Genomic DNA, 20995 nt, shown 5'->3' on the forward strand with positions numbered 1-20995 from the left:
TGTTTAAAAGAAAGCTATGACAATGCTCACGACGCTGCTAACTTCGGGGCAGCGTGCGAACCCGGGGAGGCATCTGTGACCAGTCCTTTCGCGACCGGCCCCTTCGAAGAGGCGACCGTCGCGGCGTACCGGGCCGCGGGCTGGTGGGGGGCGGAGACCGTCGCCGACCACGTCCGGCGGCACGCCGCGGAGCGTCCCGGCGACGCCGCCTACGTGACCCCCGGCGAGACGCTCACCTGGTCGCGGTACGCGGAGAACTCGACGACGCTGGCGCGCCACCTGGCCGCACTGGGCCTGGCGCCGGGCGAGCGTGTCGCGACTCTGCTTCCGGACGGCCCGGCCTGGCATGTCGCGGCCGTGGCCGCGGAGAAGGCCGGGCTGATCCTGGTCGGCGTGGGGGCGCGGGCGGGCCGCCGCGAGCTGCGCCACCTGCTGGGACGGACCGGCTCACGGGCCCTCGTCACCCTCGCGGACCATCGCGGCGGACCGTCCGCCGCCCTGGTGGACGAGCTGCGCGCGGACGGCGTCGACCTCGTCCACCACGTCGTCGTCGACCGCCTCGGCGTCCCCGCCGGCGCGCGAGACGCCGACATCACCGGACGCGCGCTCGGCCCGGACGACTTCTCCATGCTGAACTCGACGTCGGGCACGACCGGGCTGCCCAAATGCGTACCGCACACACAGAACCGCTGGTTCTACTTCCACGAGCTGGCCCGCCGCGCGGGCGCGCTGGACCCGTCCGACGTGTTCATGGGCGCGGTTCCGTCCCCGTTCGGGTTCGGGCTGTGGACGGCGCACTTCTCCCCCGCCGCGCTCGGCGTCCCCACGGTCCTGATGGAGCGGTTCGACGCGCACGCGGCGCTCGACCTGATCGAGCGGCACCGGGTGAGCGTCCTGCACTGCGTGAGCACGCAGTTCATCATGCTGCTGAACGCGCAGGCCGAGCGGGAGCGCGACCTGACCTCGCTGCGCTGCATGTTCACCGGCGGCGAGGCCGTCCCCTACGACCGGGCGGCGCGGTTCGAGGACGCGACGGGCGCGAAGGTCCTGCAGTTCTACGGCTCGAACGAGACGGGCGCGCTCAGCCACACCAGCCTGGACGACACCCGTGAGCACCGGCTGCGCACCGCCGGGCGGATCATCCCGGAGATGCGGGTGCGGCTGTTCGACCCGGCCGACGGCTCCGACATCACGGGCGGCGGCCGTCCCGGGCAGCCGGGCTGCAAGGGGCCCGCGACCTGCCCCGGCTACTACGACGACCCGAAGGCCGACGAGGCTCTGTTCACCACGGACGGCTGGATGCTCATGGCCGACCTCGTGGAGATCGACGACGAGGGTTACCTGCGCGTGGTGGGACGGCTCAGCGACCTGATCATCCGGGGCGGCAAGAACATCAGCGCCGCCGCCGTGGAGGAGGAGGTCTGCACCCATCCGGCGGTCGCGCTCGCGGCGGCCGTCGCGATGCCGGACGAGGTGTTCGGCGAGCGCGTCTGCGTCTACGCCGAGCTGCGTCCGGGCGCGTCGCTCACGCTGGACGATCTCACGGCGCACCTGACCGGACGCGGCGTCTCGCGCGAGTGGCATCCCGAACGGCTCATCGTCGTGGACGATCTGCCCCGCTCGTCCGGCGGGAAGGTCGCCAAGGGCGAGTTGCGCGATGACGTCCGGCGCCGCGTCGCACGCTGAACGGCCACGGGATGGGCGCGGGGCCGCCGTCCCGTGTCTCTCCTTTGCAGGTGCTAAGATTTAGATGTTAACGGTCTGGTTAAGTTCATCTCACTCATGACGGGAGACCGGTGGAGGGAACGCGCCCGGCGCGCATTCGCCAGCCCCGCCTCGCCGACATGGTCGCCTCCGTCCTGCGCGAGCGGATCGTCAGCGGCGAGCTGGCCGACGGCGAGCTCATCGGTCCGCAGGACGACCTGCTCGCCGAGTTCGGGGTCAGCAAGCCGTCCATGCGGGAGGCGCTGCGCATCCTGGAGTCGGAGGGGCTCATCACCGTCCTGCGCGGCAACAAGGGCGGCGCGATCGTGCACGTCCCGCGCACCGAGACGGCGGCGCAGGCCATCGACCTGGTGCTGCGGACCCGCCACTCCGCGCCGGACGACATCGCCGTCGCGCTGGTGCGGCTGGAGCCGGTGTGCGCGGGCCTGTGCGCCGAACGCCCCGACCGGGCCACCAGCGTCGTCCCGGCGCTGGAGGCGGCACAGCGCGACGTGGAGGCGCACCTGGACGACCCGCTCGGCTTCACCCGCGCCGCCCGCGGGTTCCACGCCCAGCTGGTGTTCGGCTGCGGGAACGCCGCCATGGCGGTGGCCGTCGGCGCGCTCGAACGGCTCTGGACCGCCGCCGAGGAGGAATGGGCGGGCAGCGCCGCCGGACGCGGCGAGTTCCCCGGAATCGACCAGCGCGCCCAGGGCATGACCGCGCACCACCGGCTGATCAAGCTGATCGCGGCCGGTGACGCCGCGGGCGCCGAACGCGCCGCGCGGCGTCACCTCACCGCGGCCCAGTGCCACGTCCTCGGCTGACCGGCACCTACGCCGACCAGGCGATGGGGAGGGCGGACGGGCCCCACATCATGAACGAGTCGACGCGTGTCGGCTCGCCGGCCAGGCGGAGGCCGGGTAGGCGCCCGCCGAGCAGCTTCAGCGAGATCCGCGCCTCCCGCCGCGCCAGCGCCGCGCCCGGGCACAGGTACCGGCCGACGCCGGACGACAGGTGACGGCGCCGGGTGAACCGGCGCCCCTCGTGCTCGGCGGTGAGGAGGCCGGTGAGCAGGTCGTCGGGCGGCGCCCCGCACCGCGGGGTCGGCGGCGTTCTGGCCCGCCATGAACCGGTCGTGGTCCCCGGAGGCACCGGCACCCGGCGAGCGCATGATCGTCATGGTGGTCTCCCGGTCAGAACGCGTTCGGGTCGGCCTGGACCTCGGCCGGGACGGGATGCCGGTACAGCTCGGCGGCGTTCTGCCAGGTGAAGCGGCGCACGTCCGCCTCGGGAAGCCCGCCGATCTCCGACTCGATGACGGCCTGGGTGTCCGGCCACGTCGAGTCGCAGTGCGGGTAGTCGCTCTCCAGCAGGATGTTCTCCACGCCGATGCGGTCGCGCTGCACGAACGACGACTGGTCCTCCACGGCGCAGAACCAGAAGTTGCGCTTGAGCACCTCCGCCGGGGTGAGGCCGATGTCGGGCGTCCACGTCCCGTACATGTCGTGGTAGCTGAGCATGTGGTCGAGCCGGTCCATCAGCCCGGCGACCCAGCCGATGCCGCCCTCGCTCAGGCAGATCTTCAGGTCGGGGAAGCGGACGGGCAGCATCGAGTACAGCCAGTCCACGGCGGCGAACATCGCGTACCCGAAGAACAGCACGCCGACCGTGTCCGGCGGTGCGTCGTCGGCGGTGGCGGGTGACGTCCCGGACGACCCGATGTGCAGGTTGACGACCGTCCCGGTCTCCGCGCAGGCCCGCATGACCGGGTCCCAGTACCCGGTGTGCAGGGACGGCAGCCCGAGCTTCTGCGGCGCCTCCGAGAACGTCACCGCCTTGAATCCGCGCTCGGCGTTGCGGCGGATCTCCTCGGCGCCGAGCTCCGGGTCGAGCAGCCACGGGATCTGGCAGGGGATGATCCGGTCCGGGTAGGTTCCGGCCCACTCCTCCAGATGCCAGTCGTTCCAGGCGCGGACGGAGGCGAGCGCCAGCTCGGTGTCGGACGTGGTGAGCTGGAGCCGCTGCCCCGCGAACCCCGGCAGGAACGACGGGAAGTTCAGCGACGCGTAGATCCCGCCGAGGTCCATGTCCTTGATGCGGTGGTGGATGTCCCACGCGCCGCGCCGCATCTCGTCGAACCGGGACGGCTCGAAGCTGTACTCCGACACCGGCCGCCCGACGACCGCGTTGAACCCGACGTTCGGGAAGTCGTTGCCGTCGTAGACCCACACCTCCGCGCCGCCGTCCTTCTCCACGACCTTCGGGGCACGGTCGGCGAACTTGGCCGGCAGCCGCCCCTCGAAGGTGTGCGGCGGCTCGACGATGTGGTCGTCCACGGAGATCACGGTGTAGGCGCGTTCGCGGGGCTCGGGCTCGGGCAGCCACGTGGGGCCCTCGGCGCCCTTGCCTCCGGTGGTGAAGCCGGTGTCGGCCGCGAGGTCGTCCAGGTTGATGCTCATGAGTCCACCACCTCCGGGTGGTCGCGGAGCAGCGCGCGGACCGCGCCGTTCCAGAAGAAGTCGGTTCCGCGTTCCAGGAGCGACGCCTTCATGCTTCGTCGCAGGCTAGGCGCCACGAGGGTGTGATCCCGCCCGGAGACCAGCACGTCGTACATCAGCCGGCACTGCCGGTCGAGGGTCGCGGCCCGGTAGGTCGCCTCCTCCACCGACGGGCCGGTCACGATCACGCCGTGGTTGGCGAGCAGCACCACCGACTTGTCACCGATCCGGTCGGCGAGGTCGGCGCCGAGGTCGGCCGTGGCGACCTCGCCCGTGTACTCGTCCACGAACGCCAGGTCGCCGTCGAACATCGACCCGGTCTGGTGCAGGAACTCGGGCAGCACGCCGAGCGCGGCCAGGACGGTCGCGTGGTACGGGTGGTTGTGCACCACGACCCGCACGTCGGGTCGGCGGCGGTGCAGCTCGGTGTGGATGTGGATGGCGGGCGTGACGTCCCATTTGCCTTCCAGGACCTCCGCGTCCGGCGACACCCGGCAGATGTCGGACGCGGTGATCTCCTCCCACCACAGTCCCCACGGGTTGATCCACAGCTCCTCGGTGCCGTCCACCCGGGCGGTGATGTGGCCCGCGATGTTCTCGGTGAAGCCGGAGCGGCCCAGGATCCGGAACGAGCACGCGAGCTTCTGCCGGTCGCCGAGGTCCCTCCCGATCGGCGGCATCACCTGGGGCGTCCACTCGGCGGCGCCCCCCGCGACCGGGTTCGGCGCGGGCGTGCGCTCGACGTCCGTTGTCACGGCCCCTCCTTTCTGTCAGCCACAGGCCGGCTGGTAAACGGGCCACTGACGGCCCGGTTCGCTGTTCTCGAACTGCATGAGGATCAGGCCGCACAGCCCGTCGGTGCCGCTGTGCTTGCCGGGCTTGAACGACAGCGTGTAACCCTTCTGGCCGAACGAGGCCGGGTAGCCGGACACCTGCTCCAGTCCCTTGTTGATGGCCTCACCGTCCACCTCCGGCCCGGCCTTCTCGATCGCCTTGGCGAGCATCCCGATCGCGTCGTACGCCTGCGCGTCGAAGGCGGTGATCTCGAAGTCCTCGCCGCGCTTGCTCGTCAGGAACTTCTTCAGCGCGACGGTCTGCTCGTTCTCCTCGGTGGTGGACCCGACGAAGACGAGCCCGTCCAGCGCCCCCGGCTTCGCCTGCTTCCACAGCTGGGGCTGGTTGCCGATCGACGCGAGCGAGAAGCGGTCCATGTCGGGGATGAGCTGGTACGCGGTGTTGTGGACGAGCACCTCCATCTGGCCGCCGAGCGCGGCGACGAGCATCGCGTCCGGCCTCGCCTGCTTGATCTTGGTGATCTGCGCGGTGACGTCGCTGGCGTCCACCGGGGCCGTCTCGTTCGCGACGACCTCGATACCGGCGTCGCGGATCGGCGTCATCAGCGCCTTCTCCATCCCGGCGATGGACGCGCTGTCGTCCTTGAGCAGGGCGAGCCGCTTGTACCCGGCCTGCTTGAACGCCTGGGCGTAGACCTTGCCGAAGTCCTCGGTCGGGTTGGCGAGCGAGTACGCGTAGGCGCCCTCGGGGCCGTCCCCGATGCCGGGGGTGATGTTCACCGGCGCGATCGCGGGCACCTTCTGCTGCTTGAGCAGCGTCTGGACCTGCAGGACGGACTGCCCGCCGGAGTTCATGACGATGGCCTGCGCGCCCTCGCTGATCAGCTGCCGGACGACGGTCGGCGCCTTCGTCGCGTCGTTGTCGTCGCTCTTGACGACCAGCTTGAGCTTCTTGCCGCCGATGCCGCCCTTGTCGTTGATCTGCGCGACCGCGTCCTTGATGGTGTCGCCGACGATCCCGGCGTACGCGGCCGCGCCGCCGGAGAGGTCCTCGTCCATCCCGATGACGATGGTGTTCTCGTCGGCCTGCGCCGATCCGGAGCCGGACGCGCACGCCGTGAGCGAGAGCGCGGGCAGCGCCGCCGCGAGCAGGACGGTCGCCTTGCCCGCCCTGCCGCCGGGCCTCGGGGCGATTCTTGCCATGGGGGTCCCTCCTAGGGATGGGTGGGAGTCGGGGGGACGGTGTTCGGGGTGATGGTTCCGGGGGTGATGGAGTCGGGGTCGGGGGTGATGACGACGCTGACCGGGGCGGTGCCCGGACGGTTTCCGGCGAGCGTCTCGATGGCCTCCGCCGCGTCCTGGAGGGCGAAGGTGTGCGTGACGAGGCGGTGCAGCGGGCGGCCGCCCGCCTCGATCAGCGCGACGGCCCGCCGGAACGAGGTGTGCCCGACGGCGCGGACGCCCTGGACGCGCAGCCCCTTGATGACGACGTCGTCGCTGACCCAGCCGGGCACGGGCTTCCCGCCCTTGAGCCCGGCGAGGATGACCGTCCCGCCGGGCCGGACGATCCGCATGGCGTCCAGCACGGTGGTCGGGTCGTGGGACGCGACGTCGATCACCACGTCGGCCGGGGTGCCGCCGGTCAGCTCCAGGACCTTCGCCGGCACACCGCCGTCCCCGGCCCCGTCCCCTTCGCCCGCCACCACGACGGCGGTCGCGCCGAGGTCGAGCGCCAGGTCGAGCTTGTGCCGGTCGGCCGCCAGCCCGGTGACGATCACGGGGTCGGCGCCCGCCGCCCGCGCCGCCGGCACGCAGGCGAGGCCCCGCTGCCCGGCGCCGAGCACGACCACGCAGTCGCCCGCGCGGGTGCCGGGCACCTCCACGCCCCACTCGACCCCGGCGGCCAGCGCGTTGAACGTCGCGGCGACCACCGGGTCCACGGTGTCCGGCACCCGGTGCACGACCGAGTTGGGGTGCAGGTACATGAGGTCGGCGAACCCGCCCCACAGCGCGGGCGGGATCTTGGCGGGGATGAACCCGTAGCTCATCGGATAGTGGTCCCATCCGGCGCACAGCACGTACCGGCCCGTCCGGCAGTCGCGGCACGCGCCGCACGGCAGCGCCGGCTCGACCACGACCCGGTCGCCCTCCGCGAGCCGCCAGCGCCGCGCCGCCCGCGCGCCGATCGCCGCGATCCGGCCCACCGGCTCATGCCCCGGGACGAACGGCGAGGTGGGGCCGATGGAGTCGAACAGCGCTCCGCCGTACTGCTCCACGTCCGTCCCGCAGATCCCGCACGCCTCGACGCGCAGGAGCGCCTCGTCCGGCCCGATGTCCGGGAGCGGCAGCTCCACCAGGTCGAGGCGACCCGGGGAACGCTGGAGGACGGCGTTGGCCGTGCCCGCCCCGCTCATCCGGTGCCCGCCCTGCTCATCCGGTGCCCGCCCCGCTCACTTGGTGATCGTCCTGATGCCGCCGAACACCCGCCGGACGCGCGGCGCGAAGTGCTCCAGCGGCGGGGTGTCGAAGCCGGGGTCGAAGGCGACCTGGTCCCACTCGTCGGCGAACCGGAGGGCCTCGGCGTACCAGGGCTCGTCCCTGAACGCCTCCCGCTCGGCCGGGTCCCAGCCGAAGTGGTGGCCGTAGTGCGCCGCCTCGAACGTCTGGTGGGCATGGACGACCCGGTAGATCTCCTCGCACACGTACGGCCGCAGGATCTCGGCGGCGACCGCCGCGTGGTTGGCCGTGGAGATCACCTTGCCCATGTCGTGGCACAGCGCCGCGACCACCATCTCGTCGCCCGCGCCCGCCGCCTCGGCGTGCGCGGCGGTCTGCAGCGAGTGCTGGAGCTGGTCGACCGCGAACCCGTCGCTGAACGACGACAGCGCGGCCACCATCGGCAGCACCCGGTCGGGCGCCTCGTCCTGCGTCCTGAGGGTCTCGCGGCGGATGTGCATCCACTCCTCGCGGGTGCCCTCGTCCATTCGGGTGAACATGTGCCTCCTTACCGGTAACGCGGCCGGAAGTCCGGCTCCGCGGGGTCGAGCCCGTTCTCGTGCTCGGCGAACCAGCGCGTCCGGACCGCCCGGGTCAGCCGCGTGTCGACGAGCACCGGCCCGGACGGGTCGGCGATCAGTCCCTTGAGGTCGTCCAGCTCACCGGGCGTCCGGACGGTCACGGCCTCCGCGCCGAACGCGCGGGCCACCGCCGCGAAGTCGGGGCGCGGGATCAGCGACAGCCCGGTGTCCATGCCCCGGTGCAGCATGTTGTGGTACTCGTAGCCGAACGCCCCGTCGTTCATGACGACGACCACGAGCCGCAGCTCCCGCCGCACCGCCGTGTCCAGTTCGGCGAGGTTCATCATCAGCGCTCCGTCGCCGGTCACGGCGAGGGTCACCCGGTCGGGCCGGGCGGTCGCCGCGCCGATCGCCGAGGCGAGCCCCAGCCCGATCGACCCGAAGTTGACGGGGAACACGAACCCCGGCGGGTCGGGCACCGACAGGCCCCGGCACGGCTCCGACAGCGCGGCGTGCCCGCCCTCGACCACCAGCGTCCGCTCACGCGGGACGATCCGGTCGAGCGCGGCCACCACCGTGTGCGGGTCGAGGCCCGTCTCGTCGCTGCCATCGGGGTACTCGGACTCGTAGGAGGAGGCGGCGAGCCGCCGCGCCGTCTCGTCCGTCCGCCACCCGGTCTTCGGTGCGGCCGTCTCGGCGAGCATGGTCGCGAAAGCCCCGGCGTCCCCGAGTATCCGCAGGTCGGCGGGCACCCAGGCGCCGAAGACCTCCGGCCGGACGTCGTTGTGCACGATCACCGGGTCGCCGGCGAGCATCCGGCCGCCGTCGACGGTGAACGAGTTCAGTCCGGCGCCCACCGCGAGCAGCAGGTCGGAGCCCCTGATCAGCTCCCGCCCGATCTTCGTGGCGAAGCCCCCGCACACGCCCACGTCGAACGGCTCACCGGCGAAGAGGCCCTTGGCCTTCAGCGTCGTGGCCAGCAGCGCGCCCGCCCGCTCGCCCAACGCGACCAGCGCGTCCTTCGCGGCGACGGCGCCGCGCCCGGCCACGATGACCGGCCGCTCCGCCCGCGCGAGCGCCTCCGCGACCCGCGCGACCTCCTCGGCCCGCGGCGTCGGCGCCGGCGTGCGGTCTTCCCGGAACGTTCCGGGCCCGTCCCCGGCGGCGAGGGCCAGCAGCGGGGTCGGGACGTTCAGGACGATCGGCCGCCGCTCGGTGAACGCCCGCCGGACGGCGAGCACCACGTCCCCCACCGCGGACTCCGCCGAACGCACCCACTGCACGCCCGCCCCGGTCGGCCGGACGACGTCCTCCTGGTCGATGTCCTGCGGGTTCCGGCGGTCTCCCGGTGGCGTGTCGGCGGCGACGAGCAGCATCGGCGTCCCGGCCCGCGCGGCCTCGGTCAGGGCGGTGACCGCGTTGGTGAGCGCCGGGCCGTGCGTGACGGTCGCGACGCCGAGCCGTCCCCCGGCGCGGGCGTACCCGTCCGCCATCAGGACGGCACCGTCCTCCCGCGCCGCGGCGACGTACTCCGCGCCGTGCTCATGGACCAGCACGTCCAGGATCGGCAGGTTCCCGTCGCCGAGGACCCCGAACAGGCACGTCACCCCGTGCGCGGCGAGCGTCCCCGCCACCGCCTCGGCCACTCGCATCCGCGCCTCCCAACGCACACCGCATTGGTAGGGACTATCTTATAAAAGAAAGACATCAGTCAAGGGTTCGTCGCACGGAACCCGTCCGGCTGAGAGCCGCGGACATGGCTGAAGCACCCCGCGCGCACTGCGGCCGGACCTCGTTCACTGCGATGGAGTGCGTGGCCGCTGCGCGGCAGGTGGCGCTCGATGCGGAGAAAACGTCGCCCGGCGAGCTGCGTCCGGGGACGAGAAAGTACTGGGGCGCGGACGTCTTCAGAACGGTGAACCCTCATGGCGACCGTGCGCAGTTCCCCCCGCCCGGCGCCCGGCGGCGCGACCGCGAAATCAGAGTCGCGGTTCAAGGAGGCGCATTGCGGCGGATCGCGATCAGAGGTGATCTTGGGCTTGGGCCGGTGGACGTTCGGTCAGTGTCCAGTTTCGCCGAGTGGCGGGGGATCTTGCGGTGGAGCGTGGTCGCTCCGGTGGGAAGGACGGGGGCGGCGCCCTCGCCGTTGAAGGCGGCCGTTCCGTCCGGGCTAGATGAGGCCCTGGGCGAGCATCGCGTCGGCGACGCGTTCGAAGCCCGCGATGTTGGCGCCGACGACGTAGTCGCCGGGGGCGCCGTAGCGTTCCGCGGTCTCGTAGCAGATGTCGTGGATGCCGATCATGATCCCGGCCAGTTCCTCCTCGACGCGGGAGAACGTCCACGACGCGCGGGCCGCGTTCTGGCGCATCTCCAGCGCGCTGACCGCGACACCGCCGGCGTTGGCGGCCTTGCCCGGCCCGAACGCGACTTCGGCCTTCTGGAAGATGTGGACGGCCTCGGGCGTCGTCGGCATGTTCGCCCCCTCCGAGACGGCCTTCACGCCGTTGCGGACGAGGGTCATCGCCGCGTCGGCGTCCAGCTCGTTCTGCGTCGCGGACGGCAGCGCGATGTCGGCGGGGACGTCCCATACACAGCCGCCGGGTACATACCGGGCCGCGGCGCCGCGCAGGTCGGCGTAGTCGGACACGCGGCCCCGGTCGACCTCCTTGACGTGCTTGAGGAGATCGAGGTCGATGCCCTTCTCGTCCAGCACGTAGCCGGCGGAGTCGGACACGGTGACCACGTTGGCACCGAGCTGCTGCGCCTTCTCGACCGTGTAGATCGCGACGTTCCCGGAGCCGGACACCGCGATCTGCTGGCCGTCCAGGTCCTCGCCGCGCCGCCGCAGCATCTCGGCCGTGAACAGCACGTTGCCGTAGCCGGTCGCCTCCGTCCGGCCCGCGGACCCGCCCCACAGCATGCCCTTGCCGGTGAGCATCCCCGCCTCCCACCGGTTGGTGACGCGGCGGTACTGGCCGAACAGGTAGCCGATCTCGCGGGTCCCGACGCCGATGTCACCGGCGGGGACGTCGGTGTGCTCGCCGACGTGCCGGTACAGCTCGGTCATGAACGACTGGCAGAACCGCATGACCTCCTCGTCCGAGCGTCCGTGCGGGTCGAAGTCGCTGCCGCCCTTGCCGCCGCCGATGCCGAGCCCGGTCAGCGCGTTCTTGAAGACCTGCTCGAAACCGAGGAACTTCACGATGCCGAGGTTCACGGTCGGGTGGAAACGGAGACCGCCCTTGTAGGGGCCGAGCGCGCCGTTGTACTCGACGCGGAAGCCGCGGTTGACCTGGACGCGGCCCTGGTCGTCCTGCCACGGCACCCGGAACATGATCTGGCGTTCCGGCTCGACGAGGCGCTCCACCAGCTTGGCGGCGGCCAGGCCGGGGCGCGCCGCCAGCACCGGCCCGAGGGTCTCCAGCACCTCGTGGACGGCCTGATGGAACTCCGCCTCGCCCGGGTCACGGCGCAGCACCCTGTCATAGGTCTCCTCCAGGGCCGACAACGTCTCGGGTGGGGCCGGCAGGCGGGGGGCCAACGGCATGTGTAGATCCCTTCCTCGAAGTCCCCTCCACTCTAAATCGTGTTCCTCACCGCCTGTGACGGGCCCCTTCGCAGGTCCGGGCCGCTGCGGCCGCGGATCCGGGGGTCCTCCCGGGACGCGGACGGACAGAACCGGGCCGCGCCCTCCCTGGGTGAGAGCGCGGCCCGGCGGGACGGTAGGTCAGCGGGCGGGGCACTTCTTCCACGCGAAGTGGTAGGTGGTCTTGACGCTGCCGTCGGCGGAGTCGAACGCCATGAAGCTGGTCTTCGACGGGTCCGAGCTGCCCCTGTACACGCGCAGCTCCGTGTTGATGTTGAAGTTCCGGTCCTCGCCGCAGGGCTTGTAGACGAGCTCGGTGACGTCGGTCCGGTCGGAGAACTGCCAGTTGTCAGAGAAGCTTCCCTTGATCGTGTGGCCGACCGACGTCGTGTCCGACAGGCCCTGGTGGTAGTAGCTGGCCTGTTCCATGCCGGACGCGCCCGCCTGCAGGTGAGCGAAGCCGCGGTAGTCCGCGCCGGCGATCGCGTACGTGAACCCCTGGGGGACGTGGACGCGCAGGTTGATCTGGCAGTTCTTGCGGAAGTCCGTCGGGTCGGAGTTCCCGCCGGTCTGGGCGAGGTAGTCACTGTAGGTGACGGTGAACGCGGTGTTGTCGCTCGCCGAGGCGACCGCGGCCGTCCCCGCGGCACAGCCGGACCCGTTCACGGTGAGCACGTCGATGACGATCCGGTCCGGCGGCGGGGAGTCGCTCGCGGCGGCGGACGCGGCGGGGGTCGCCGACAGCGGCAGCGCCAGGGCGGCGAGGCCGGCCGCCGACGCGGTCAGTTTGCGCATCGGTTTTCTCCTTTTACAGCGGGGGGCATGTCTTCCAGGCGAAGTGGTAGGTGGTCTTGATGGAGCCGTCGGTGGAGTCCATCGAAATGAAGCTGGTCTTCGACGGATCCGAGGTGCCTCTGAGGACCCGGAGCTCGGTGTTGATGTTGAAGTTGCGTTCTTCACCGCACGGCTTGAAGACGAGCTGCGCCACATCGTTCTCGTCCGTGAACTGCCAGTTGTCGGCGTACTCGCCCTCCAGCGTGTGGCTGATGGCGGACGTCTGCGGCATGCCCTGGAAGTAGTAGCTCGCCTTCTCCATGGCGGTGGCGCCGGGCTGCAGGAAGGCGAACCCCCGGTAGTCCGCGGACGCGATGGCGTAGGTGAACCCCTGCGGGACGTGCACCTTCATGTTGATCTGGCAGTTCTTGCGGAACTCCGTCGGACTGGAGGAACCCCCCGTCACGGCCATGTAGTCGCTGTAGGTGACGGTGAACGCCTCCTTGTCGTCCGACACGGCGACGGCGGCCGTCCCCTCCGGGCAGCCGGACCCGTTGACGGTCGCGATCTCGATCGTGACCCCGTCGGGTCCGGGAACCCGGAACGAGCCGGAGGCGGAGGCCGGTGCCGCTGTAACGGCGGCCAGGGCCAGTGCGGCGGCAGCGGAAATGGCGATCCCTTTACGCATGCGATTCCTCCTCGCTGGAGCCTGCGCAAAGGGAGCGTAAACTTCGCAGATCAGAGCGGTCAATCAGGACTTTTCAACAGTGGAAAAGAATGCAAGATGCCTTGACGGCGCCCCGAGCAGGCAATTTGGAATTTCCAACGCCATGCATTTTGAAAGGAGCGTTCCATTAAGCGCTCCGCCAATTTCAATGGCTGCGTACAGAACGCGTAGAAGACGTCCTCCGGCCCGCCCCGTCTGGTAGAGGGGCGGCGGGCCGGGGGACGGACACCGCCGGGCGTACGGCCGCCCGGCCCTAGCCGCCGCGCAGGCGGGACGCCAGGACGGCGGCCTGGCTGTGGTCGATGTCCTTGGTCGCGGTCAGCAGGGTGACGGGCCCCTGACCCGCGAACTCCCGCAGGCGGTCGAGGGCGGCCGCACGCTCGGGGTCGTCCAGTTCGGCCTCGTAGCGGCGAGTGAACTCGCCGAACCGGTCGACGTCGTGGCCGTACCACTTGCGAAGCTCGGTGGACGGGGCGACGTCCTTCTCCCACTCGTCCAGGCGCGCCTTCTCCTTCGACAGACCCCGCGGCCACACCCGGTCAACCAGGATCCGCCGGCCGTCGCCGGACGAGACCGGGTCGTACACCCGGCGCAGTCGTACCTCCATGTCTCCTCCCAGCCCCGTCTATACCCACACGTCCCACCACCGCCGGCCTGCCGGACACCACCGGCCCCGGGGGTTTGTCGGTGCCGGCGTCTAAGGTCCCGAGCGTGGCGGACGCGGGCAAGGCGCGGGTGCCGCTGTGGCGGCTCACCCCGACGCAGCGGCTGCTCGAAGGGGGCGCGCTGCTCAACTCGCTCGCCTTCTTCGCGGCGATGCCGTTCGCGCCGCTGTACCTGAGCGAGCACACGGGCCTGGGCAAGCCCGCGGTCGGCGCCGTGGTCGGGGCCGTCGCGCTCACCGCCGCGTTGGGGGGGCTGCTCGGCGGGATGATCGTCGACCGGCTCGGCGCGGTCCCGCTCATGCGGGCCGGGCTGGTGTGCTACGTCGCCGTGTACGGGCTGCTGGCCTCGGTCCGCGGCGCCGCGGCGATCATCGTGCTGTTCCTGCTGCTGGGCGGGGCGCGGCTGATGGTGGAGCCGGGCGCGAAGAAGCTGCTGTCGCACGCGGCGGACGACGAGGGCCGCATGTTCCGGGTGCGGTACATGACGCTGTGCGCGGGCGCCATCGGCGGTCCCGCGATCGGCGGCGCGCTCTACCACGTCGGCCCGGTGGCGTTCTTCGCCGTCCCGGCCGTGTTCTACGCGTCCTACCTGGTCCTGGTGCTGGTGCGGAACCGTGATCTGGTGGCGCTCCGGCCACCGGCGGGCGACGGCGCCGCGTCCTCCCCGTCCGCCCGGGAGTCGGCCGGGGCGGTGCTCCGGGACCGGCGGCTGCTCGCGGTCGTCGCCGGCGGGATCGTGGTCTTCTTCGTCTTCTCCCAGCTGGAGTCGATGATCCCCCTGTACATGAAGGGCCAGTACGGCGACAGCACCGAGGCCTACTTCGCCGTGCTGTTCATCGCCAACGCCGTCCTCGCGCTGGCCTTCCAGGTGCCGATCGACCGGATGTCGGGCAAGCTCGGCCGCAACACCATGATCACGCTGGGCGCGGTGAACTTCACGGTCGCGTACGCGTGCTTCTGGGCGGCCCCCTGGGGGGCGGCATGGCTGTACGCCGGGATCGTCTTCTGGACGATCGGCGAGGGCGTCCTGCTGCCGATGCCGGACATGGCCGTCCACGAGATGGCGTCCGACGAGCACAAGGGCGCCTACTTCGGCCTGTCGGAGGTGCGCCAGCTCGGGTTCTTCCTCGGCCCGTTCGCCGGCGGCTTCCTGCTGGACGCCGGGACCACGCCGTACTTCATCGTCATGGGGACGTCCATCTTCCTGTGCGTCCCGCTGCTGATGCGCAGAACCTCCAGGGTGCCGGAGAGCGCCGGGCAGCCCCCGGTGGAGGTGGCGGCGAACGGCTGAGCCGGTCGGCGGCCGGGCGTGGTCACGGACCGGGACGGCGGGCGCCGCCGGGATCGGCTGCGGAAGGGTTCCCCGGCGGAGCGGCCCGGCGGGTGGCGTCCCCGCGGCCGGTGGCGGTCCGGTCGGCGAACTCGGCGGCGGCGGTCCGCCGGGCGAACTCGCCGGCGAGGGCACGGCAGAGGACGTCGTCGTCTGGACGGTTCCGTTCGAGGTATCCGAGGGCCTCGGCGAGTTCTCCGGCGGTCAGCTGCCGCACCGGCTTCACGGCCCAGCGCGGAAGCGCCGGATCCGGACGGCCGGCGGGCGGCGCGGCGCGCGGTTCGGTGTTCACGTTTTCAAAGCCTTTCCGTTTCGGTCTGCGTAACGTGCGGCGCGGCGGCGGGTGACGCATTCGCCGGCTCGAATAGGATCGCCGCGTGCATTGGTGGAGCCAGCAGGCCTGTGACGCGGCCGCGGAGGCACAGGCCGCCGATCCCTCGCCGCGAAACCTCATGGCGGCCGCCCAGGTGCAGGCGATGGTCTCGATGGCGGAGGCGCTGCACCGCATCGCCGCGGCCCTGGAGGAACAGGGCGCCGCCGAAAGCGTCCCGCCAATGCCCGTCCGGCCGAAATAGCACGGGACGAGGTCAGCAAAATACCGGTGCACCCGCCGGGGGGCGCACCGGTATTTCACGCAGTTTCAGGCATCGCTGAACGACTTGCGTTCCGTCCTGCCGTTGGTGCTCGCGGCGAGGCGGGAGGTCTTGGCGACGGGCGGGCGCGGCGGGGCGGTCTCCGTGGCGTACTCGGTGTCGGGCACCGGGGAGGCCGACCGTTCGTCGGACGCGGCCGGGCGGGGCTCCTCGCGCGGACGGTCCCGCAGCCGCCGCGCGGCCTGCCTGAGGGCGCGCTCGCCGACCAGCCGGGTCAGCTCCAGGCCCCAGCAGTCCAGCTTGTCGGCGTCGGTGAGGTCGTCGCGGTGGCTGAGTTCGGCGGCGAGCCCGCCGAGCCGCTGCGCCTCCGACAGCTCGAACTCCCGCATGAGGTGGCAGCACAGTTCGGCGAGGGCAGCGTGGTCGCGTTCGAACGACAGCCCCGACAGGTCGTTGTGCGACAGCCTGCTGAGCGCGCGTTTGCGTTCCAGCTCGCCGTCGGCGATCCGGAGGATGCCGTTGAGGAGGGCGATGGGGCCGGTGCCGATCGCCCTGCTCTGGGCGGGGCCGAACGACATGCGCAGGACGGCCGCGGAGCCGACCCCGGCGGTGATCACCTGGATTACCGCCAGGCTCGCCGGGGGCGTGGTGACGGGCAGGCCGAACGTCCAGCCGGAGGCGGTCACCGCGATCAGCGCGACGATCGCCGCGCTGGCGTTGACGAAGAGGAACAGCAGCCCGCCCGGTGAAAGCATGGCGGCGAACGGCTTGTCGCGGTAGCGCGCGACGAGTTCGGCGAGGCCGATCGCGCCGCCGATCAGGGCGGCGATAAGCATCTCGATGGTCATGACCTTCCTCTACGCGCTGCGGGCGGTCAGCCGGCCGAACGGGGACTCCTCGGGCCTGCCGCGCCGCGACAGCAGGGGCGCGGCGCGTTCGGGGCGCTCGGGGCGCTCGGGGCGCTGCCGGGAGGCGAGTTCGGCGCGCTCGACCTCCAGGAAGACCAGCAGCCATTCCGCGGGGCCGGCGGCGAGTCCGGTGTGGGTGCGCATCGCCTGCTCGCGTGCGCCGAGAAAGGCCAGGAGCCATCCGGTGGGCCCAGACGTCCCGGCGGCTCGAATTCGTGAATACATGGGGGAGACCATTCCGCAGCCAGGCCCGGAAGTCGACTTCCGCCGCGTCAAGTTTTCGCGGCGCGGTCCGTTCGGGTACGCCATTGCCGTTACGCCGGAAACATCCCGCACCGGCCGGCTGATCTTCTCCCCATTGGCCGGTCGACAATTCCGTTTGGACGAGCCCGGGAATTCCTTTACGAAGAATTCCGGTTGTGCCCCGCGGTGGAGATCGCGTTTCAGGCGGCGGTGAGCGTCTCGTCCCGGGAGACGAGCGCGGCGTAGCGGCCGCCGAGCGCGAGAAGTTCGTCGTGCGTGCCGTGTTCGGCGACGCGCCCGTGGTCGAGGACGATGATCTGGTCGGCGTCGCGGACGGTCGACAGCCGGTGCGCGATGGTGATCGTCGTGCGTCCCTCGGCGAGCGCGTCGACGGCCGACTGGACGGCGTGCTCGGTCCGCGTGTCGAGTGCGCTGGTGGCCTCGTCCAGCACCAGGATCGGCGGGTTGCGCAGGATCGTGCGGGCGATCGCGAGACGCTGCTTCTCGCCGCCGGAGAACCGGTATCCGCGTTCGCCGACGAGGGTGTCGTAGCCGTCCGGGAGCCCGCTGATGTGGTCGTGGATCTGCGCGGCGCGGGCGGCGGCGTGCAGTTCGGCGTCGGTCGCGCCGGGCTTGGCGAACCGGAGGTTGTCGGCGACGGACGCGTGGAACAGGTACGTCTCCTGGGAGACGACGCCGACGGCGGCGGCGAGGTCGGCGAACGCCATGTCCCGCACGTCGACGCCGTCGATGGTGACCCGGCCGGACGTGGCGTCGTACAGGCGCGGGACGAGGTAGCTGAGCGTCGTCTTGCCCGATCCGGTCTCGCCGACGACGGCGAGCGACGTGCCCGCAGGGACGGTCACGTCGATGCCGGTCAGCGCGTCCGCCCCGGGCTCGTAGGAGAAGCCGACGCGCTCGAAGCGGACGTCGCCGCGGACGCCCGGCATCGGGCGCGGCTCGGCGGGCTCCTCAAGGTCGGGCTTCAGGTCCAGGTACTCGAAGATGCGGCCGAACAGCGCCATCGAGCTCTGCACGTCCACGGAGGTCTGGAGAAGCTGGACGGTCGGCCGGAACAGGCTCGTCTGGAGGGTGGTGAACGCGACGAGGGTGCCGATCGTGATGAGGGGGCGTCCCTGCGCGGCGGTGAGCCCGGCGGCCAAGTAGGTGAGCGCGGGCATCGCCGACATGACGATCTGGATCGTGGACTGCCGCCACCGTCCGGCCATGCCGGCGCGGATCTCCAGGTCGGCGAGGTCGCGTGACTCGTCCGCGAACCGGTCGGTCAGCGCCGGGGAGCGGCCCATCGTGCGGCCGAGCAGGATGCCGCTGACCGACAGCGACTCCTCCACGATCGCCGACATCGCGGCGAGCTGCCGCTGCCGGCGGGAGGTGATCTTGCGGCGTTCGTTGCCGACGCGGCGGCTGATCCAGACGAAGAACGGCAGGGTGGCGAGGGAGACGAGGGTCAGCCGCCAGTCCAGCGCGGCCATCGCGATGACGGTCGCCGTGACGGAGGTGAAGTTGGAGACCAGGGACGTCGCGGTCGAGGTGACCGTCGCCTGCATCCCGCCGATGTCGTTGGCGATCCGGGACTGGACCTCGCCGGTGCGGGTGCGGGTGAAGAACGCCAGCGGCATCCGCTGGAGGTGCGCGTAGACGGCGGTGCGCAGGTCGTGCATGACCCGCTGGCCGACGCCGGTGGAGATGTAGGTCTGCAGGACGCTGAACACGCTGGTCGCCACCGCGACGGCGATCATTCCGGCGGCGAGCAGGGTGAGCAGGCCGGTCCGGCCCTGCGGCAGCGCGACGTCCAGGATGTGGCGCAGCATGAACGGGGACGCCAGCGCGACGAGCGACGACAGGCCGACGAGCAGGCCGACCACGGCGAGCCGGCCGCCGTAGGGGCGGAAGAGGCGCAGGATGCGCCGGCGGTCGAACTCCCGGAGCTGTGCCGTGTCTCCGGATCGCGCCGGGTCTTCGGTGGGTGTCGGCTCCTCGGACCGGTCCGGCTCTTCGGTTCGCGCCGGCTCTTCGGCGGGCGTCGGCTCCTCGGATCGGGTCGGATCTCGGGGTTTCGCCAGTTCTGGGGGTTCTTCGGGTTCCGTTGGTTCTCGGGGCTTCACGAGCGGCTCCTCCTCGGGGTCGATCCAAGGATAACTGAGCCTGGCTCATAGTTATTCCTCCATATTATGAGCTAGGCTCTGTCGCATGGAGGACGACCTCGCCGACCTGTTCCTGCGCGCGTCCAAGCGGATCCGCCACCACCAGGTCGGGATGCTGGCGCCGCTGGGGCTCACCCCGTCGCAGGCGCGGGCCTTGCGCACCCTCGTCGACGCCGGGGAACCGCTGCGCATGGTCGACCTCGCCGAGAATCTCGGCATCGTCCCGCGCTCGGTGACGACGCTCGTGGACGCGCTGGAGGAGTCCGGGCTCGTGACCCGTGCGCCGGACCCGTCCAGCCGCCGGTCCCTGCTCGTCCGGCCGACCGGGGAGGGACGCGCCGTTCGCGAACGCATGGCCGGGATGCGGCGGGAGGCCGCGCGGGAGGTGCTGTCGCCGCTCTCGGACGAGCAACGCGAAACCCTTCGTGACCTGCTCACCGTCATCGACAGGGCGGCCGGCTGACCGCGGGCGGTCCCGGTGCCGGAGCCGCCGTGTACGTATGCGGGGCCCTCCGGAGACTGTCAGCCGGTTGATAATCGGGCAGCGCCGAAACTTTCCGTCCGCGCCTATCGTGCGGCGTCCTCACGACCGAGCCTGTAAGAGCGGTTGCCCGGGGGTCTGGGGTAACCCAGGACGACGTCCAGAACGTTCGGGGGTCGGTGTTCTAGGAGGGCGCCCATGAGTCGGACCAGCTCGTCCCCTGCCTCGGACTTCCCGCTTTCCGGTGTCCCGGTGGAACTCGCCGACCCGATGCTCCCCCACCTGGAGGCGGCGGCGGTGGAGATGATCGAGGAGATCCAGTCGCTCGTGCCCGAGTACGCGCGGCCGCCGGACAGCCGCTACGGGCGGCGGATGCGCTGGGCCGTGCAGGAGAGCGTCCGGCAGTTCGTGGACGCCATCGGCCGCCCCGACATGGAATGGGCGCCCGTCACCGCCATCTTCGAGGGGATCGGCGCGCACGAGGCCCGCAAGGGGCGCAGCCTGGACGGCCTGCAGTCGGCGATCCGCGTCAGCGGGCAGGTCGCCTGCCGGCGGTTCATCAAGGACGCGCGGCGGCTCGGCTGGTCGCTGGACACCCTCGGCAAGATCACCGAGTCGCTGTTCGTGTACCTGGAGCGCATCGCCAGCGCGGCCGGACAGGGCTACGCGCAGGCGCAGGGCGAGCTGGCGGGCGAGCGGGAGCGGTTCCGGTGGCGGCTCCGCGATCTGCTGATCATGGATCCGCCGGCCAGTGCCGAGGCGATCGGGGAACTGGCGCGGGCGGCCGGCTGGCCGGTGCCGAAGACCCTCGCCGCCGTCGCGGTCGGCCCGGACCCGGCGCAGGCCGTCCCGGTGCTGCCGCCCGCGTTCCTCGTCGACTGGCACGCCCCCGGCCCGTACCTGATCTGCCCCGACCCGGACGGCCCCGGGCAGGACCGGCTGTTCGCCGCGATCAAGGGGACGCGGTCGGCGGCGATCGGGCCGACCGTCCCGCCGTCCCGCGCCGCGCTGTCGCTGCGCTGGGCACGGCGGGGACTGGCGCTGGTCGAGCGGGGCGTGCTGCCCGGCAAGGAGCCGCTGCGCTGCCTCGACCATCTGCCGAGCCTGGTGGCGGCGCAGAGCGAGGAGCTGATCGACGTCGCGCTGGGCTCCCGGCTGGCGCCGCTGATGCGGCTGCCGCCGCACCGGCGGGACGCGCTGTCGCGGACGCTGCTGACGTACATGGAGAACCGCGACAACGCGGTGGCGGCCGCGGAACGGCTCATGGTGCACGAGCAGACCGTCCGGTACCGGATCCGGCGCCTTGAGGAGACGCTCGGCAGCGTCCTGCTCGACCCCGGCCGCCGCATCGAGCTGCTGCTCCTTCTGCACTACCTGGTCCGGCTCGACCCGGGCGACCGGCGCCTGTCTCCCGGCGACCCGTGAGTTCCCGCCCGCTCGCGGGAACGCATGAGCTCGCGGGAGCGCATGAGGAACGGTGGTGACGGCCTCGCGCCGGCCGTCACCA

21 protein-coding genes are annotated in these 20995 nt (G+C 71.7%); 6 read left to right on the forward strand and 15 right to left on the reverse strand.

Annotated elements, in window-relative coordinates; translation table 11 throughout:
• Nucleotides 1–75 precede the first annotated feature (75 nt).
• Together ACTWPP_RS04870 and ACTWPP_RS04875 are read left to right on the forward strand one after the other, a co-directional pair.
• On the forward strand, nt 76–1686 hold the full coding sequence (locus tag ACTWPP_RS04870) for a class I adenylate-forming enzyme family protein (RefSeq protein WP_443102857.1): 1611 nt from the start codon (nt 76–78) through the stop codon (nt 1684–1686).
• Nucleotides 1687–1796: 110 nt separating this feature from the next.
• Nucleotides 1797–2531 (forward strand): FadR/GntR family transcriptional regulator, encoded by a 735-nt coding sequence (locus ACTWPP_RS04875; RefSeq protein WP_443102858.1) that lies wholly within the window; start codon nt 1797–1799, stop codon nt 2529–2531.
• 7 nt (nt 2532–2538) lie between these two features.
• Here the strand turns inward: ACTWPP_RS04875 and ACTWPP_RS04880 are convergent, their stop codons facing one another.
• The 11 genes from ACTWPP_RS04880 to ACTWPP_RS04930 all read right to left on the reverse strand — a co-directional run bounded on the left by ACTWPP_RS04880 (nt 2539) and on the right by ACTWPP_RS04930 (nt 13710).
• Nucleotides 2539–2865 carry a hypothetical protein gene (locus tag ACTWPP_RS04880; protein ID WP_443102859.1) on the reverse strand — a complete coding sequence of 109 codons (327 nt, stop codon included), beginning with the start codon at nt 2863–2865 and terminating at the stop codon, nt 2539–2541.
• 35 nt (nt 2866–2900) lie between these two features.
• Entirely contained in the window at nt 2901–4166 is a 1266-nt protein-coding gene (locus ACTWPP_RS04885) for an amidohydrolase family protein (protein WP_443102860.1), read from the reverse strand.
• Entirely contained in the window at nt 4163–4960 is a 798-nt protein-coding gene (locus tag ACTWPP_RS04890; RefSeq protein WP_443102861.1) for a class II aldolase/adducin family protein, read from the reverse strand. Before ACTWPP_RS04890 ends, ACTWPP_RS04885 begins: the two co-directional genes overlap by 4 nt.
• A gap of 15 nt (nt 4961–4975) precedes the next feature.
• A complete protein-coding gene (locus ACTWPP_RS04895) occupies nt 4976–6202 on the reverse strand; it encodes an ABC transporter substrate-binding protein (RefSeq protein ID WP_443102862.1) in 1227 nt (408 codons plus the stop codon).
• 11 nt (nt 6203–6213) lie between these two features.
• Entirely contained in the window at nt 6214–7413 is a 1200-nt protein-coding gene (locus ACTWPP_RS04900; RefSeq protein ID WP_443102863.1) for a zinc-dependent alcohol dehydrogenase, read from the reverse strand.
• Nucleotides 7414–7449: 36 nt separating this feature from the next.
• Nucleotides 7450–7995, reverse strand: a complete 546-nt coding sequence (locus tag ACTWPP_RS04905; protein ID WP_443102864.1) for an HD domain-containing protein — start codon at nt 7993–7995, stop codon at nt 7450–7452.
• An 8-nt stretch (nt 7996–8003) separates the two neighbouring features.
• Nucleotides 8004–9668: a thiamine pyrophosphate-binding protein gene (locus ACTWPP_RS04910; RefSeq protein ID WP_443102865.1), complete on the reverse strand. Its 1665-nt coding sequence runs from the start codon at nt 9666–9668 to the stop codon at nt 8004–8006.
• Nucleotides 9669–10186: 518 nt separating this feature from the next.
• Complete coding sequence (gene gdhA, locus ACTWPP_RS04915; RefSeq protein WP_443102866.1) at nt 10187–11563, reverse strand: NADP-specific glutamate dehydrogenase; 1377 nt, start codon at nt 11561–11563, stop codon at nt 10187–10189.
• 180 nt (nt 11564–11743) lie between these two features.
• A complete protein-coding gene (locus tag ACTWPP_RS04920; RefSeq protein ID WP_443102867.1) occupies nt 11744–12397 on the reverse strand; it encodes a DUF4360 domain-containing protein in 654 nt (217 codons plus the stop codon).
• 13 nt (nt 12398–12410) lie between these two features.
• Complete coding sequence (locus ACTWPP_RS04925; RefSeq protein WP_443102868.1) at nt 12411–13064, reverse strand: DUF4360 domain-containing protein; 654 nt, start codon at nt 13062–13064, stop codon at nt 12411–12413.
• A gap of 292 nt (nt 13065–13356) precedes the next feature.
• Nucleotides 13357–13710 (reverse strand): DUF488 domain-containing protein, encoded by a 354-nt coding sequence (locus ACTWPP_RS04930; protein WP_443102869.1) that lies wholly within the window; start codon nt 13708–13710, stop codon nt 13357–13359.
• A gap of 104 nt (nt 13711–13814) precedes the next feature.
• Here ACTWPP_RS04930 and ACTWPP_RS04935 point away from each other — a divergent pair, with 104 nt between their 5' ends.
• On the forward strand, nt 13815–15059 hold the full coding sequence (locus ACTWPP_RS04935) for an MFS transporter (protein WP_443102870.1): 1245 nt from the start codon (nt 13815–13817) through the stop codon (nt 15057–15059).
• A 22-nt stretch (nt 15060–15081) separates the two neighbouring features.
• Here ACTWPP_RS04935 and ACTWPP_RS04940 read toward each other — a convergent pair whose 3' ends face one another.
• Nucleotides 15082–15390, reverse strand: coding sequence for a hypothetical protein (locus tag ACTWPP_RS04940; protein ID WP_443102871.1), 309 nt, complete (start codon nt 15388–15390; stop codon nt 15082–15084).
• 85 nt (nt 15391–15475) lie between these two features.
• Between ACTWPP_RS04940 and ACTWPP_RS04945 the strand changes: the two genes are divergently transcribed.
• Nucleotides 15476–15673: a hypothetical protein gene (locus ACTWPP_RS04945; protein ID WP_443102872.1), complete on the forward strand. Its 198-nt coding sequence runs from the start codon at nt 15476–15478 to the stop codon at nt 15671–15673.
• 65 nt (nt 15674–15738) lie between these two features.
• Here ACTWPP_RS04945 and ACTWPP_RS04950 read toward each other — a convergent pair whose 3' ends face one another.
• The 3 genes from ACTWPP_RS04950 to ACTWPP_RS04960 form a co-directional block, all read right to left on the reverse strand.
• Complete coding sequence (locus tag ACTWPP_RS04950; protein ID WP_443102873.1) at nt 15739–16539, reverse strand: hypothetical protein; 801 nt, start codon at nt 16537–16539, stop codon at nt 15739–15741.
• Nucleotides 16540–16548: 9 nt separating this feature from the next.
• Nucleotides 16549–16824, reverse strand: a complete 276-nt coding sequence (locus ACTWPP_RS04955) for a hypothetical protein (protein WP_443102874.1) — start codon at nt 16822–16824, stop codon at nt 16549–16551.
• A gap of 218 nt (nt 16825–17042) precedes the next feature.
• On the reverse strand, nt 17043–18968 hold the full coding sequence (locus ACTWPP_RS04960) for an ABC transporter transmembrane domain-containing protein (protein ID WP_443102875.1): 1926 nt from the start codon (nt 18966–18968) through the stop codon (nt 17043–17045).
• Nucleotides 18969–19053: 85 nt separating this feature from the next.
• Here ACTWPP_RS04960 and ACTWPP_RS04965 point away from each other — a divergent pair, with 85 nt between their 5' ends.
• A complete protein-coding gene (locus tag ACTWPP_RS04965) occupies nt 19054–19470 on the forward strand; it encodes a MarR family winged helix-turn-helix transcriptional regulator (RefSeq protein ID WP_443102876.1) in 417 nt (138 codons plus the stop codon).
• Nucleotides 19471–19686: 216 nt separating this feature from the next.
• Nucleotides 19687–20913, forward strand: coding sequence for a PucR family transcriptional regulator (locus tag ACTWPP_RS04970; protein ID WP_443102877.1), 1227 nt, complete (start codon nt 19687–19689; stop codon nt 20911–20913).
• Nucleotides 20914–20995: the final 82 nt, after the last annotated feature.

This window comes from Actinomadura sp. 3N407, assembly GCF_052245875.1.
Taxonomy (GTDB): domain Bacteria; phylum Actinomycetota; class Actinomycetes; order Streptosporangiales; family Streptosporangiaceae; genus Spirillospora.